Source organism: Pseudomonas sp. O39 (genome assembly GCF_045447295.1).
GTDB classification, from domain to species: Bacteria; Pseudomonadota; Gammaproteobacteria; order Pseudomonadales; family Pseudomonadaceae; genus Aquipseudomonas; species Aquipseudomonas antarctica_A.
The window spans coordinates 55,499-70,925 of record NZ_JBJGXV010000023.1 but is presented as its reverse complement, the minus strand read 5'-3'; the positions used below and the strand labels follow the sequence as shown (position 1 = coordinate 70,925).

14 protein-coding genes are annotated in these 15,427 nt (G+C 58.8%); 11 read left to right on the top strand and 3 right to left on the bottom strand.

What is annotated here, in order from left to right; genetic code table 11:
• Window positions 1-66 precede the first annotated feature (66 nt).
• The 7 genes from apaG (at window position 67) to ACI77D_RS23765 (ending at window position 8,081) form a co-directional block, all read left to right on the top strand.
• Window positions 67-447, top strand: a complete 381-nt coding sequence (gene apaG, locus ACI77D_RS23795; protein ID WP_064454390.1) for a Co2+/Mg2+ efflux protein ApaG — start codon at window positions 67-69, stop codon at window positions 445-447.
• Complete coding sequence (locus tag ACI77D_RS23790; RefSeq protein WP_262666382.1) at window positions 447-1,295, top strand: symmetrical bis(5'-nucleosyl)-tetraphosphatase; 849 nt, start codon at window positions 447-449, stop codon at window positions 1,293-1,295. Before apaG ends, ACI77D_RS23790 begins: the two co-directional genes overlap by 1 nt.
• Before the next feature lie 9 nt (window positions 1,296-1,304).
• Window positions 1,305-1,634, top strand: coding sequence for a thiosulfate sulfurtransferase GlpE (gene glpE / locus ACI77D_RS23785; protein ID WP_221295762.1), 330 nt, complete (start codon window positions 1,305-1,307; stop codon window positions 1,632-1,634).
• A 284-nt stretch (window positions 1,635-1,918) separates the two neighbouring features.
• Entirely contained in the window at window positions 1,919-3,841 is a 1,923-nt protein-coding gene (locus ACI77D_RS23780; RefSeq protein ID WP_003194732.1) for a PrkA family serine protein kinase, read from the top strand.
• 116 nt (window positions 3,842-3,957) lie between these two features.
• Window positions 3,958-5,229, top strand: coding sequence for a YeaH/YhbH family protein (locus tag ACI77D_RS23775; RefSeq protein ID WP_407017608.1), 1,272 nt, complete (start codon window positions 3,958-3,960; stop codon window positions 5,227-5,229).
• Window positions 5,226-6,788, top strand: coding sequence for a SpoVR family protein (locus ACI77D_RS23770; RefSeq protein ID WP_407017607.1), 1,563 nt, complete (start codon window positions 5,226-5,228; stop codon window positions 6,786-6,788). Before ACI77D_RS23775 ends, ACI77D_RS23770 begins: the two co-directional genes overlap by 4 nt.
• Before the next feature lie 63 nt (window positions 6,789-6,851).
• Complete coding sequence (locus tag ACI77D_RS23765; RefSeq protein ID WP_407017606.1) at window positions 6,852-8,081, top strand: multifunctional CCA addition/repair protein; 1,230 nt, start codon at window positions 6,852-6,854, stop codon at window positions 8,079-8,081.
• Here the strand turns inward: ACI77D_RS23765 and folK are convergent.
• Both folK and folB read right to left on the bottom strand, forming a co-directional pair.
• A complete protein-coding gene (gene folK / locus ACI77D_RS23760; protein WP_064454394.1) occupies window positions 8,076-8,594 on the bottom strand; it encodes a 2-amino-4-hydroxy-6-hydroxymethyldihydropteridine diphosphokinase in 519 nt (172 codons plus the stop codon). The two genes, ACI77D_RS23765 and folK, sit on opposite strands and share 6 nt — an antisense overlap.
• Window positions 8,585-8,938, bottom strand: coding sequence for a dihydroneopterin aldolase (gene folB / locus ACI77D_RS23755; RefSeq protein ID WP_053258324.1), 354 nt, complete (start codon window positions 8,936-8,938; stop codon window positions 8,585-8,587). Before folB ends, folK begins: the two co-directional genes overlap by 10 nt.
• 72 nt (window positions 8,939-9,010) lie before the next feature.
• Here folB and plsY point away from each other — a divergent pair, with 72 nt between their 5' ends.
• Entirely contained in the window at window positions 9,011-9,580 is a 570-nt protein-coding gene (gene plsY / locus ACI77D_RS23750; protein ID WP_064454395.1) for a glycerol-3-phosphate 1-O-acyltransferase PlsY, read from the top strand.
• 33 nt (window positions 9,581-9,613) lie between these two features.
• On the opposite strand, the gene tsaD is transcribed toward plsY, so the two are convergent.
• On the bottom strand, window positions 9,614-10,639 hold the full coding sequence (gene tsaD / locus ACI77D_RS23745; RefSeq protein ID WP_407017605.1) for a tRNA (adenosine(37)-N6)-threonylcarbamoyltransferase complex transferase subunit TsaD: 1,026 nt from the start codon (window positions 10,637-10,639) through the stop codon (window positions 9,614-9,616).
• A 203-nt stretch (window positions 10,640-10,842) separates the two neighbouring features.
• Here tsaD and rpsU point away from each other — a divergent pair, with 203 nt between their 5' ends.
• The 3 genes from rpsU to rpoD all read left to right on the top strand — a co-directional run bounded on the left by rpsU (window position 10,843) and on the right by rpoD (window position 15,388).
• Window positions 10,843-11,058, top strand: coding sequence for a 30S ribosomal protein S21 (rpsU, locus tag ACI77D_RS23740; protein ID WP_002551877.1), 216 nt, complete (start codon window positions 10,843-10,845; stop codon window positions 11,056-11,058).
• A 441-nt stretch (window positions 11,059-11,499) separates the two neighbouring features.
• Window positions 11,500-13,470 carry a DNA primase gene (gene dnaG / locus ACI77D_RS23735; protein WP_262666384.1) on the top strand — a complete coding sequence of 657 codons (1,971 nt, stop codon included), beginning with the start codon at window positions 11,500-11,502 and terminating at the stop codon, window positions 13,468-13,470.
• A gap of 67 nt (window positions 13,471-13,537) precedes the next feature.
• The gene (gene rpoD, locus ACI77D_RS23730) at window positions 13,538-15,388 is read left to right on the top strand and encodes an RNA polymerase sigma factor RpoD (RefSeq protein ID WP_064454398.1); all 1,851 of its coding nucleotides are present in this window, start codon (window positions 13,538-13,540) and stop codon (window positions 15,386-15,388) included.
• Window positions 15,389-15,427: the final 39 nt, after the last annotated feature.

The window sequence follows — 15,427 nt, the reverse complement described above, 5'->3', positions numbered from 1 at the left end:
GCCCTGCTGATGGCCTAGACTGATCCGCATCTGCTGTCCTCCGCTTTTGCTTTTAAGGCCTCTTGCATGTCCGATCCTCGCTACCAGATCGACGTCAGCGTCGTCACCCGCTTCCTCGCGGACCAATCTCAACCCGAACATAACCGTTTCGCCTTTGCCTACACCATCACGGTGAAGAACAACGGGCAGGTGCCGGCCAAGCTGCTGTCGCGCCACTGGGTGATCACCGACGGTGACGGTCAGGTTGAAGAAGTGCGCGGCGCCGGTGTGGTTGGCCAGCAACCGTTGATCGACGTTGGCGCCAGCCATACCTACAGCAGCGGCACGGTGATGACCTCTAAAGTCGGCACCATGCAGGGCTCGTATCAGATGAAAGCCACCGACGGCAAACTGTTCGACGCCATCATCGCGCCCTTCCGCCTCGCCGTGCCTGGAGCCCTGCACTGATGGCGACGTACGCGGTCGGCGACCTGCAAGGCTGCCTGGAACCCCTCAAGTGCCTGCTGGAGCGGGTTGCCTTCAACCCGGCAAGCGATCGCCTGTGGCTGGTGGGTGACTTGGTCAATCGCGGCCCCGAGTCCCTGGAAACCCTGCGTTTCCTGTATGGCCTGCGCGACTCCCTGGTGTGTGTACTGGGCAACCATGATCTGCACTTGCTGGCGGCCGGCAATAACATCGAACGCCTGAAAAAGAGCGACACCCTGCGCGAAATCCTTGAAGCACCGGATCGCGCGCAACTGCTGGATTGGCTGCGTCGACAAAAGCTCATGCATTACGACGAAGGCCGCAACATGGCCTTGGTCCATGCTGGCATCCCGCCTCAATGGACACTGAAAAAAGCCCTCAAGTGTGCCGCTGAAGTGGAAAGCGCACTGGCCGATGACAGCCTCTACACCGCTTACCTCGACGGCATGTACGGCAATGAGCCCGTCAAGTGGGACAACGACCTCACCGGCGTGACCCGCCTGCGCGTCATCACCAACTACTTCACACGCATGCGCTTCTGCACCGCAGAGGGCAAACTGGACCTCAAAAGCAAGGAAGGCGCCGACACCGCGCTGCCCGGCTACAAGCCCTGGTTTGCCCACAAGGAGCGCAAGACCCGCGACACGCAAATCATCTTCGGCCACTGGGCTGCCCTTGAAGGCAAATGCGACGAGCCGGGTGTCTTTGCCCTCGATACCGGCTGCGTGTGGGGCGGCGCCATGACCCTGATGAACATCGACACCGGCGAGCGCTTGAGCTGCCAGTGTGAATCCCCCCTTTCCGTGACACTGCCGGCCGCCAAGCCATAGGAGCCCGCCATGAGCGAATTCAAACGTATCCCTCCCGAACAAGCCCAGGCCCTGCGCGAGCAAGGTGCCGTGGTGGTCGACATCCGCGACCCTCAGGCTCACGCCGCTGGCCATATCACCGGCGCGCAGCATCTGGACAACCACAACATCGCCGACTTCATCCGTGCCGCGGACCTCGACGCACCGGTGATCGTGGCCTGCTATCACGGCAACTCCAGCCAGAGCGCGGCCGCCTACCTGATCAGCCAGGGCTTCTCCGACGTCTATAGCCTGGACGGTGGCTTTGAGCTGTGGCGTACGACCTATCCTGCAGAAATTGCCTCCGGCGATTCGCAATAATTTTTTTCACACCCCGCTACCCCGCGTGACGCATGGGCTCGCGCCGTTTCTGACGAACGGCGCAGCCAACTAATTGCGCATCGCGCCTTGAACTCCCGGATTCCGAACTATCCTTAAGCGCAGGCCATCCGAATCAGGGGAGAGCCGGTACACCGGCGTGCGGGTCATCGGTAGCGTTTGAGGGTGTTCTGGGGGGAAAACAGCCATTGGTGATCACCAATGACTGCCAGCATCGACTGATTGATCCGGCGTCGGCTCCACGTATCGAGCGAGGTGACGACGTCATGAGTATCTTTAGCCACTTCCAACAACGCTTCGCGTCCACACAGCAGGAAGAGCTCACGCTGCAAGAGTATCTCGAGCTGTGCAAGCAGGACCGCAGCACCTACGCGTCTGCCGCCGAACGTCTGCTATTGGCAATTGGTGAGCCGGAACTGGTGGAAACCGCCAACAATTCGCGACTGTCGCGAATATTTTCCAACAAGGTGATCCGCCGCTATCCGGCCTTTGAAGACTTCCATGGTATGGAAGAATGCATCGACCAGATCGTCTCCTACTTCCGCCATGCCGCCCAAGGCCTGGAAGAGAAGAAACAGATCCTTTACCTGCTCGGCCCCGTCGGCGGCGGCAAGTCGTCCCTGGCTGAAAAACTCAAACAACTGATCGAGAAGGTGCCCTTCTACGCGATCAAGGGCTCACCGGTATTCGAGTCGCCACTGGGCCTGTTCAACGCCACGGAAGATGGCGCGATCCTCGAAGAGGACTTCGGCATTCCGCGCCGCTACCTCAATACCATCATGTCGCCCTGGGCCACCAAGCGCCTGGCCGAATTTGGCGGTGATATCAGCCAGTTCCGCGTGGTGAAACTCTACCCGTCGATCCTCAACCAGATCGGAGTGGCCAAGACCGAGCCAGGCGATGAGAACAACCAGGACATTTCGGCCTTGGTGGGTAAAGTCGATATCCGCAAACTCGAAGAATTCCCGCAGAACGACGCCGACGCCTACAGCTATTCGGGCGCACTGTGCCGGGCCAACCAGGGCCTGATGGAATTCGTGGAAATGTTCAAGGCACCGATCAAGGTGCTGCACCCACTCCTGACCGCGACCCAGGAAGGCAACTACAACAGTACCGAAGGTCTGGGCGCGATTCCGTTCACCGGGATCCTGCTGGCCCACTCCAACGAATCGGAATGGCATACCTTCCGCAACAACAAGAACAACGAAGCCTTCATCGACCGGATCTACATCGTCAAGGTGCCGTACTGCCTGCGGGTCAGCGACGAGATCAAGATTTACGACAAGCTGCTGTTCAACAGTTCTCTGGCCAAGGCTCACTGCGCGCCCGACACCCTGAAAATGCTTGCGCAATTCACCGTACTGTCGCGCCTCAAGGAGCCGGAGAATTCGAACATCTACTCGAAGATGCGCGTGTACGACGGCGAAAACCTCAAGGACACCGATCCCAAGGCCAAGTCGATCCAGGAATATCGCGACACGGCGGGCGTGGATGAGGGCATGAACGGCCTTTCCACACGTTTCGCGTTCAAGATCCTCTCCAAGGTCTTCAACTTCGACCCGCACGAGATCGCCGCCAACCCGGTGCACCTGCTCTATGTACTGGAACAGCAGATCGAACAGGAGCAATTCCAGGCGGAAACCCGCGAACGCTACCTGCGCTTCCTCAAGGAATACCTGGCGCCGCGCTACATAGAGTTTATCGGCAAGGAAATCCAGACCGCGTACCTGGAGTCCTACAGCGAGTACGGCCAGAACATTTTCGACCGCTACGTGCTGTACGCAGACTTCTGGATTCAGGACCAGGAATACCGCGACCCGGAAACCGGCGAAATCCTCAACCGCGTAGCCCTCAACGAGGAGCTGGAAAAGATCGAGAAACCAGCCGGCATCAGCAATCCGAAGGATTTCCGCAACGAAATCGTCAACTTCGTGCTGCGCGCCCGGGCCAACAACAACGGCAAGAACCCTACCTGGCTCAGCTACGAGAAGCTGCGGGTGGTTATCGAGAAGAAAATGTTCTCCAACACCGAGGATCTGCTGCCGGTCATCAGCTTCAATGCCAAGGCCAGCAAGGAGGACCAGCAAAAACACAACGACTTCGTTACACGAATGGTCGAGCGTGGCTACACCGACAAACAGGTACGGCTGCTCTCCGAGTGGTATCTGCGGGTTCGCAAATCGCAGTGAAATAGCGACAAGCTTCTAGCGACAAGCTGCAAGATAAAGGCGAGTGAGCCGTCATATTGGGCGCACACTCCTCTTGCAGCTTGTAGCTTACGACTTGAAGCTCCCCGGAGGGGCCTATGAGCTATGTGATCGACCGACGCCTTAATGGCAAGAACAAGAGCACGGTAAACCGCCAGCGTTTCCTGCGGCGCTATCGTGACCACATCAAAAAGGCCGTTGAAGAGGCTGTCAGCCGCCGCTCCATCACCGACATGGAGCATGGTGAACAAATCAGCATTCCTGGACGGGACATCGACGAACCGGTGCTGCACCATGGCCGGGGCGGCAAGCAGACCGTCGTGCACCCCGGCAACAAGGAGTTCACCACCGGCGAACACATCCAACGCCCCCAAGGTGGCGGCGGGGGTAAAGGCCCGGGCAAGGCCGGCAACTCCGGCGAAGGCATGGATGAGTTCGTATTCCAGATTACCCAGAAAGAATTCCTCGAATTCATGTTCGAGGACCTGGAGCTGCCTAACCTGGTCAAACGCAACCTGACCGGCACCGATACGTTCAAGACCGTGCGCGCCGGGATCAGCAACGAGGGCAATCCGTCCCGGATCAACATCATCCGCACCCTGCGCTCGGCCCATGCTCGCCGTATCGCACTGTCGGGCAGCAGCCGCGCCAAACTAAAACAGGCCAAGGAAGAGTTGGCCCGCTTGAAGCGCGAAGAGCCGGACAACTTCGGCGATATCCAGGAAATCGAGGCCGAAATCGAAAAACTCAGCGCGCGCATTCACCGCGTGCCGTTTCTCGATACCTTTGACCTGAAATACAACCTGCTGGTGAAGCAACCCAACCCCAGCTCCAAGGCGGTCATGTTCTGCCTGATGGACGTGTCCGGCTCCATGACCCAGGCCACCAAGGACATCGCCAAGCGCTTCTTCATCCTGCTGTACCTGTTTCTGAAGCGGAACTACGACAAGATCGACGTGGTGTTCATCCGCCATCACACCAGCGCCCGGGAAGTGGACGAAGAAGAGTTCTTTTACTCGCGGGAAACCGGCGGCACCATCGTGTCCAGCGCTTTGAAGCTGATGCAGGAGATCATGGCCGAGCGCTACCCGGCCAACGAGTGGAATATCTACGCCGCCCAGGCTTCCGACGGCGACAACTGGAATGATGATTCGCCCATCTGCCGCGACATCCTGATCAACCAGATCATGCCGTTTGTGCAGTACTACACGTACGTCGAAATTACCCCCCGTGAGCACCAGGCCCTGTGGTTCGAATACGAGCGCATCGGCGAAGCCTTTGCCGATACCTTCGCCCAGCAGCAACTGGTCTCGGCCGGCGATATCTACCCGGTCTTCCGTGAACTCTTCCAGCGCAGGTTAGTGACATGACGGCCAAAGCGCATAAGCGCCAACCCATTTCCACCGGGTCCGAGTGGACCTTTGAACTGATCCAGGCCTATGACCGGGAAATCAGCCGTATCGCGGCGGGTTATGCCCTGGACACTTACCCTAACCAGATCGAAGTCATCACCGCCGAACAGATGATGGATGCGTATGCGTCAGTCGGCATGCCCTTGGGCTATCACCACTGGTCCTATGGCAAGCACTTCCTCAGCACCGAAAAGTCCTACACCCGCGGCCAGATGGGCCTGGCCTACGAGATCGTCATCAACTCCGACCCATGCATCGCCTATCTGATGGAGGAAAACACCATCTGCATGCAGGCGTTGGTGGTGGCCCATGCATGCTACGGGCACAACAGTTTCTTCAAAGGCAATTACCTGTTCCGCACCTGGACCGATGCCAGCTCGATCATCGATTATCTGGTGTTCGCCAAGCAGTACATCATGCAGTGCGAGGAGCGTCATGGCATCGACGCGGTGGAGGACTTGCTCGATTCCTGCCACGCCCTGATGAACTATGGGGTTGATCGCTACAAACGTCCGTACCCGATTTCTGCCGAGGAAGAACGCCTGCGCCAGAAGGAGCGTGAGGAACACTTGCAGAAACAGATCAACGACCTGTGGCGCACCATTCCAAAACGTGCGGGCAAAAACAGCGACAAGGACAATGCGCGCTTCCCCGCCGAACCTCAGGAAAACATCCTCTATTTCCTGGAAAAACACGCGCCACTGCTGGAGCCGTGGCAGCGGGAAATCGTGCGCATCGTGCGCAAGATCGCCCAGTACTTTTATCCACAGCGCCAGACCCAGGTGATGAACGAAGGTTGGGCCACGTTCTGGCACTACACCTTGATGAATGACCTGTACGACGAGGGCCTGGTCACCGACGGTTTCATGATGGAGTTCCTCACGTCCCACACCAGCGTAGTGTTCCAGCCAGGCTTTGATAGCCCGTATTACAGCGGCATCAACCCCTACGCACTGGGCTTTGCGATGTATCGCGATATCCGGCGCATGTGCGAACACCCCACCGAAGAGGACCGCCGCTGGTTCCCGGAAATCGCCGGCAGCGATTGGCTGTCGACCATCAAGTTCGCCATGAGCAGCTTCAAGGATGAGAGCTTCATCCTGCAGTACCTGTCACCCCAGGTGATTCGCGACCTCAAGCTGTTCAGCATCATGGATGACGACCTCAAGGATGACTTGGTGGTGCCTGCGATTCATGACGAACCCGGCTACCGCACCATCCGTGAAACCCTGGCGGCGCAGTACAACCTGGGCAATCGTGAGCCTAACGTGCAGATCTACAGCATCGATGTACGCGGCGACCGCTCGCTGACCCTGCGTCATCAGCAGCACGACCGCAAACCCTTGGGCGAATCCACCGAGGAAGTGCTCAAGCACCTGCATCGGTTATGGGGCTTCGACATTCACCTGGAAACCCTGCAGGACGATCAAGTGATGAAGACCCACCACGTGCCGCCACGCAGCGATCATAACGACAACGACTACGGCCGCCTGGACCTGGCCGTCGTTCACCTCTGAAACAGCAAAGCCTCCATTGGTCAGGCACAGGCGTTATCCTGTGCCGCTAATGGAGGCTTTTTCATGAAAATCTACAAAGTCGGCGGTGCGGTGCGTGACCGCTTGCTGGGCATCAAGGTCACCGACATCGACCGTGTTGTCGTCGGCGCAACCACTGAAGAAATGCTCGCCAAGGGCTACAAACCGGTGGGCGCTGACTTTCCGGTATTCCTGGACCCCAAAAACGGCGACGAATACGCCCTCGCCCGTACCGAACGCAAGAGCGGCCGGGGTTATGGTGGTTTTGTATTCCATGCCAGCCCCGAGGTGACGCTGGAAGAAGACCTGATTCGTCGCGACCTGACCATCAACGCCATGGCGGAGGATGATGACGGCAACCTGACCGATCCCTATCACGGCCAGCAGGATTTGACAGCGCGCGTTTTGCGTCACGTTTCCCCCGCTTTTGCCGAAGATCCCCTCCGTGTACTGCGCGTTGCACGCTTTGCAGCGCGTTACGCTCACCTCGGCTTTACCGTCGCGCCGGCAACGTTGGAGCTGATGCGTCAGCTCAGCGAATCCGGCGAACTGGAAGCCCTGACGCCAGAGCGCAGTTGGAAAGAAATCTCTCGGGCGCTGATGGAGGATAAGCCTCAAGTCTTTATTCAGGTACTGCGCGACTGCAACGCGCTGAAAACCCTGATGCCGGAAGTGGATGCCCTGTTCGGTGTACCGCAACCAGCAGCCCATCACCCTGAAATCGACACCGGCCTACATACCTTGAGCGTGCTGGAACAGGCGGCCCGGCACAAACAGCCGCTCACCGTGCGCTGGGCCTGCCTGCTGCATGACGTGGGCAAAGGCCTGACACCTGTGGATAAGTTGCCGCAGCATATTGCCCACGAACATACCGGCCTGAAGCTGATCAAGGCGGTGAACGAGCGCTTCAAGGTGCCGAAGGATTGTCAGGAATTAGCCCTGCTTGTCGGCCAATATCACACCCACGGCCATCGCGCGCTGGAGCTGAAAGCGTCGACATTGCTGGAATTGCTGCAGAGTTTTGACGTTTATCGCAGGCCACAGCGTTTTGAAGAGTTCGTGGTGAGCTGTGAAATGGACGCTCGGGGCCGCAAAGGCCTGGAACAAAGAAGTTATCCACAAGCGGATTATTTACGCGGCGCGGCGAAAGCGGCCCGTGAGGTGCCTGTGGCGCCTTTGCTGGAGAAAGGTTTCAAAGGCCCCGAGCTGGGTGAGGCGCTCAAGCGTGAGCGGCTCAAGGTGTTGAAAGCCTACAAAGAACAACACGCCCTATAGGGGCGCGTCCGGCGTCAGCTGCTGGCCCTGCCACTCAAAACCGACAGGCGCCAGCACTTGATCGATCTGTGCATCGCGCCATAGCTGCGCCAATGTCTTGCCCGCCTCAGGGTGCACACGATCGGGCGCCATCAACGACAGCGGCCACAGCACAAAGGCGTTTTTCAGGATCTCTGCCCGCGGCAGGATCAAGCCATCAAAATTTCCCACCAGCTCGCCGTACAGCAACACATCGATATCCAGCGGCAGCCCTTTGCGGTCCGGGGCATAACGGCCGTTGTCGGCCTCGATGAATTTCAACCGGCGATCCAGCTCCATCAGCGGCAGGTCAGTGTAGGCCGAGACCACCAGATTGAAGAATGGCCCGCTTTTGATCCCCACTGGCTGGCTTTCGAACACTGGAGAACAGCGCACATCGGTCAAGAAGCTCGCCAGCGCATCCAGGCCGGCGACCAAATGGCGCTCGCGCTCGATATTGCTGCCAAGGCCCAGGTAAATCTGAGTTAGCGACATCCGCGCTCGATCTCCACGCCCACGCCTTTGGCTGCCGGTACGGCGCCGGGCTTGGTCAACTTGAGGTGCAACCAGGGAATCTGAAATTCACGCATCAGCACTTCGGCCAGGCGCTCGGCAAAGGTTTCCACCAACTGGTACTGGGATTGTTCGGCAAAGGCCTGGATACGCGCAGATACGCTGGCGTAATCGAGCGCCAGGGTCAGATCGTCACCCGCAGCAGCCGGGCGGTTGTCCCAGGCAAAGCTCAGGTCCAGACGCAGACATTGCTTGATGCCGCGCTCCCAGTCGTAGGCCCCGATCACGGTGTCGACTTCCAGGCCTTCGATAAACACTCTGTCCAAGCTCTTCTCCGCAGCACGACAAGGGCGCGTTGCCCCGTTAGAATCAGGGCGTCCTCGCCCGGAATAGTTAGCATGTTTTGGTTACTGGCGACTCTCGCCTACCTGCTCGGCTCGCTGTCCTTCGCCATTTTGCTCAGCCGCCTGACGGGAAATCCCGACCCGCGAATGAGTGGCTCAGGCAATGCCGGCGCCACCAATATGTTGCGCCTGGCCGGCAAGAAACTCGCCGTCCTGACGCTGCTGGGCGACGTGTGCAAGGGCCTGCTGCCCGTGCTGATCGCCAACGGCGTCGGCCTCTCCCTGCAACAGCAAGCCTGGGTGGGCGTGTCTGCCGTCCTGGGCCATCTGTTTCCGCTGTACTTCCGCTTTCGCGGTGGCAAAGGCGTCGCCACGGCGGCCGGCATGTTGCTGGGGATTTACCCTCCGGCAGCGTTGCTGGCCGTGCTCGCCTGGTTACTGACGTTCTACCTGACCCGCACGAGCTCCTTGGCCGCACTGATCGCCACGCCGCTCACTCTGCCATTGCTGGCCTGGCAAGAACCTGCGGCGCTGTTGCCGATGAGCGTGCTGACACTGCTGATCGTCTGGCGCCACCGCGGCAATTTACGCGACCTGTTTGCCGGGCGCGAACGGCATTTTTAAATACGCTCGATGAACCCGGTTCACAGTGAGCCCTTACAACGGTGTCAGCTGCTCCATCGGCCAGCGGGCCTGCACGCTGATCGCCAGGCTCTCATGCTGGCCGGCCTGCAGGCGCTGGCAACCGGCATACGCAATCATTGCGCCGTTGTCGGTGCAGAACTCAGGGCGCGCGTAAAAAACATCGCCCTTCATGTCGCCGAGCATTTTTTCCAGCGAAGTGCGCAGGGCCTTGTTGGCACTGACGCCGCCCGCAATCACCAGGCGCTTCATACCGGCCTGCTTGAGGGCGCGCTTGCACTTGATGGTCAAAGTCTCCACCACGGCCTGCTGGAACGCCAGCGCGATGTCGCAACGGGCTTGCTCACTGTCGTCCCCGGCGCTGACGCTCTGTTGCCAGGTGTTGAGCGCGGAGGTTTTCAAGCCGCTGAAACTGAACATCAGGCCAGGGCGATCACACATCGGACGCGGGAACGTGTAGCGGCCCGGGATGCCTTTTTCGGCAAGACGGGCAATTTCCGGCCCGCCGGGGTAATTGAGGCCCATCATCTTCGCGGTTTTGTCGAAAGCCTCGCCGGCAGCGTCATCCAGAGACTCGCCTAAAAGCGTGTATTGGCCTATCCCATCGACCTGAACCAGCTGCGTATGGCCGCCGGAAACCAACAAAGCGACGAACGGGAACTCTGGAGGTGTTTTTTCCAACATCGGGGCCAGCAAATGGCCCTCCATGTGGTGCACACCCAGGGCAGGAATGCCCCAGGCAAACGCCAGTGCCTGGGCGCAAGAAGCCCCAACCAGCAGGGCTCCGACCAATCCAGGGCCAGCGGTGTAAGCGATGGCATCGATCTCGGTCGGCACGCAGCCGGCCTCGTCCAACACCTGGCGAATCAACGGCAGCATACGTTTGACGTGATCACGGCTGGCCAGCTCCGGCACCACGCCGCCATAGGCGCGATGCAGGTCGATCTGACTGAACAGTGCATCGGCCAAAAGCCCGCGTTCACTGTCGTAAAGTGCGACACCGGTTTCGTCGCAGGAGGTTTCAAGTCCCAGTACTAGCATGGGTTTGCGCCTTGTAGAGGCTGAATTCGAAGGCGCGCATAATAGTCGCCACTCCCCCTCCCGACTAGCGGTTTTCGATCAGAGGCTTTGCATTCCGGGCAATGAGGGGTTAACATCCGCAACCCTTAAAAACCGACGACCTCAGCCGCGAATTTTTTGCGACGAGAACGTTGATTCCCGGTAATGAAAGAAGGTAGCTCTGGATGCCAGCCGTCAAAGTAAAAGAGAACGAACCCTTCGACGTAGCTCTGCGTCGTTTCAAGCGCTCCTGCGAAAAAGCCGGTGTTCTGGCTGAAGTTCGTAGCCGCGAATTTTATGAGAAGCCAACTTCTGAGCGTAAGCGTAAAGCAGCAGCCGCTGTTAAGCGTCACGCTAAGAAAGTTCAGCGCGAGCAGCGCCGCGCCGTTCGTCTGTACTAATACACAGACGTTCGTAGCAAGCTTCTGCCAAGCCCGGCCCTCAGCCGGGCTATTGGCATTTGCGGATATCGCTTGATGCTTCACCGTCGACGCCGCACACGCGACCGAGACACTGCTTCAAACGTCAGGACTGGCTTTTCTGCCAGCGGTGCGCGTCTCTTCTGACGAGCCTAACAAGGCTACTGACGAGCACACTTATTTTTTAACAGGCGATCAACAGATCGACTGCGCCCACCGATGAGCTTCCGAGGCCCGCACACGGCCAAGACCGGACTCCCGGGCAACATGTCCATGCCGAAATCTGATTGAAATTAACGTCAGTGAATGTTCGGCAGATACACTTCCTGACAGCCCAAGCAGACGACAGTTGATCGAGCCGCACAATTTGCGCGCCCGAGCACTTCACGGGCCTCATTGACACGCAGTGATGACGAGAACGCCATGGCCGGGCTAATTCCCCAGAGCTTTATTGACGACCTTCTGAACCGCACCGACATCGTCGATGTAGTCAGCTCGCGCGTGCAAATGAAGAAGGCTGGCAAGAACTACACCGCCTGCTGCCCGTTTCACAAAGAAAAAACCCCGTCGTTCAGCGTCAGCCCCGACAAACAGTTCTACTACTGTTTCGGCTGCGGCGCGGGCGGCAACGCCCTCGGCTTCATCATGGACCACGACAACCTGGACTTCCCCCAGGCCGTCGAGGAACTGGCGAAAGCCGCCGGCATGGAAATCCCTCGCGAAGAAAGTGGCCGCCCGCACAAACCGCGACAACCCACCGACTCGCCGCTGTACCCGCTGCTGACGGCCGCTGCCGACTTCTATCGTCAGGCGCTTAAAAGCCATCCGCAGCGCAAGGCCGCCGTCGATTACCTCAAGGGCCGCGGCCTCACGGGCGAGATCGCAAGGGACTTCGGCCTCGGCTTCGCCCCGCCCGGCTGGGACAACCTGTACAAGCACCTGAGCAGCGACACCTTGCAACAGAAGGCGATGATCGACGCCGGCCTGCTGGTGGAAAATGCCGAGACGGGTAAGCGCTACGACCGGTTCCGCGACCGCGTGATGTTCCCGATCCGCGACAGCCGTGGCCGGATCATCGCTTTCGGCGGCCGAGTACTGGGGGACGATAAACCCAAGTACCTGAACTCCCCGGAAACCCCCGTGTTTCATAAAGGCCAGGAACTCTACGGCCTGTTCGAGGCGCGCAAAAACAATCGCAACCTCGATGAAATCATCGTGGTGGAAGGCTACATGGACGTGATTGCCCTCGCCCAGCAGGGCCTGCGCAATGCCGTCGCCACCCTGGGGACTGCCACCAGCGAAGAACACATGAAACGCCTGTTTCGCGTGGTGCCCAACGTATTGTTCTGCTTCGACGGCGACCAGGCCGGCCGTAACGCCGCCTGGCGCGCACTCGAAGCCACACTGTCGAGCCTGCAGGATGGGCGCCGCGCACGCTTCCTGTTCCTGCCTGAAGGCGAAGACCCTGACACCCTGGTGCGCTCCGAAGGCACCGACGCCTTCCGCGCGCGCATTAATCAGCATGCGCAGCCCCTGGCGGACTATTTCTTCCAGCAACTGACCGAAGAAGCCGACCCGCGCTCCCTCGAAGGCAAGGCCCACATGGCCACCCTCGCAGCACCGCTGATCGACAAAGTGCCGGGCGCCAACCTGAAGTCACTGATGCGCATGCGCCTGCTGGAAATAACCGGCTTGAGCGGCGAGGCCGTCAGCCAGCTGGTACACAACGCACCGCAAGACGCGCCACCCGCGTACGACCCAGGCATGGATTACGACGCCATGCCGGACTATTCCGACTTCCACCAACCGCAGGACGCCTACGCGCCACAGCAGGAGTGGACACCGAAAAAGCCCGGCGCCGGCGGTAAAAAATGGGACAAGAAGCCCTGGAGCAAGAACGGCAAGCGCGGTGATCGTGATGAGTCCTACGCTCCACGCACGCCCCTGGCGGTCGAAGCCCCGACACTTATTGCGTTGCGAACGCTTATTCACCACCCGCAATTGGCGGGAAAGGTGGAAAGCGCCGACCATTTTGCCAACGAGAGCAACACCTATGCTCAGGTACTGATCGCCTTGATCGAGGCGGTACAGAAAAATCCTAAGCTAAACTCAATTCAGTTGATGGCTCGTTGGCATGGCACCGAACAAGGCCGCCTCCTTAAAGCACTTGCAGAAAAGGAGTGGCTAATTGACGGCGATAACCTTGAACAACAGTTTTTAGACACCATTACTAGGTTATCCGCGGGTCAGCATACGCAGACCCTCGATGAACTCATCAAAAGAGCGAGGCAGCCGGGATTGTCGGCTGAAGAGCAAATTCAGATAGCAAAACAGATGCGTGACCTCTTAAAACAGAATGTTTCCGCATCAAACCCGACCTCAGCTGGCGTGTGAGGTCATAGCTCGGGTATAATCCTCGGCTTGTTTTTTGCCCGCCAAGACCTTCAGTGGATAGGGTGTTATGTCCGGAAAAGCGCAACAGCAGTCTCGTATCAAAGAGTTGATCGTTCTCGGTCGTGAGCAGGGTTACCTGACTTACGCGGAGGTCAACGACCACCTGCCTGAGGATATTTCAGATCCAGAGCAGGTGGAAGACATCATCCGCATGATTAACGACATGGGGATCAACGTATTCGAAGCTGCGCCAGATAAGGATTCCCTTATGCTGGCGGACGCCGATACCGACGAGGCTGCCGCTGAAGAAGCGGCTGCCGCGCTGGCCGCTGTGGAGACCGATATCGGTCGTACCACCGACCCTGTGCGCATGTATATGCGTGAAATGGGTACCGTCGAGCTGTTGACACGTGAAGGCGAAATTGAAATCGCCAAGCGTATCGAAGAGGGTATCCGTGAAGTGATGGGCGCAATTGCGCACTTCCCAGGCACGGTTGACCACATTCTCTCCGAGTACACCCGCGTCACCACCGAAGGTGGTCGCCTGTCCGACGTTCTGAGCGGTTATATCGACCCGGACGACGGTATTGCGCCGCCTGCCGCCGAAGTACCGCCGCCCGTCGACCCGAAGGCCCCTAAAGCCGACGACGACACCGAAGAAGACGATGCTGAAGCCAGCAGCGACGACGAAGATGAAGTCGAAAGCGGCCCGGACCCGATCATCGCTGCCCAGCGTTTCGGTGCGGTTTCCGATCAAATGGAAATCACCCGCAAGGCCCTGAAAAAGCACGGTCGTGGCAACAAGCTGGCAATTGCCGAGCTGGTGGCCCTGGCTGAGCTGTTCATGCCAATCAAGCTGGTGCCGAAGCAATTCGAAGGCCTGGTTGAGCGTGTTCGCAGTGCCCTTGAGCGTCTGCGTGCCCAAGAGCGCGCAATCATGCAGCTCTGTGTACGTGATGCACGCATGCCGCGTGCCGACTTCCTGCGCCAGTTCCCGGGCAACGAAGTTGATGAAAGCTGGACCGATGCACTGGCCAAAGGCAAGGCGAAATACGCTGAAGCCATTGGTCGCCTGCAGCCGGACATCATCCGTTGCCAGCAGAAATTGACCGCGCTTCAAACCGAAACCGGTTTGACGATTGCTGAGATCAAGGACATCAACCGTCGCATGTCGATCGGCGAGGCCAAGGCCCGCCGCGCGAAGAAAGAGATGGTTGAAGCGAACTTGCGTCTGGTGATCTCCATCGCCAAGAAGTACACCAACCGTGGCCTGCAATTCCTTGATCTGATCCAGGAAGGCAACATCGGCTTGATGAAGGCTGTGGACAAGTTCGAATACCGTCGCGGCTACAAGTTCTCGACTTATGCCACCTGGTGGATCCGTCAGGCGATCACTCGCTCGATCGCCGACCAGGCCCGCACCATCCGTATTCCGGTGCACATGATCGAGACCATCAACAAGCTCAACCGTATTTCCCGGCAGATGTTGCAGGAAATGGGTCGCGAACCGACGCCGGAAGAGCTGGGCGAACGCATGGAAATGCCTGAGGATAAAATCCGTAAGGTATTGAAGATCGCTAAAGAGCCGATCTCCATGGAAACGCCGATTGGTGATGACGAAGACTCCCACCTGGGTGACTTCATCGAAGACTCGACCATGCAGTCGCCAATCGATGTGGCTACCGTTGAGAGCCTTAAAGAAGCGACTCGCGACGTACTGTCTGGCCTCACTGCCCGTGAAGCCAAGGTACTGCGCATGCGTTTCGGCATCGACATGAATACCGACCACACCCTTGAGGAAGTCGGTAAGCAGTTTGACGTGACCCGTGAGCGGATCCGTCAGATCGAAGCCAAGGCGCTGCGCAAGTTGCGCCACCCGACGCGAAGCGAGCATCTACGCTCCTTCCTCGACGAGTGATACCAGAACCCCCGGCCCAGGCCGGGGGTTTTGCTTTCT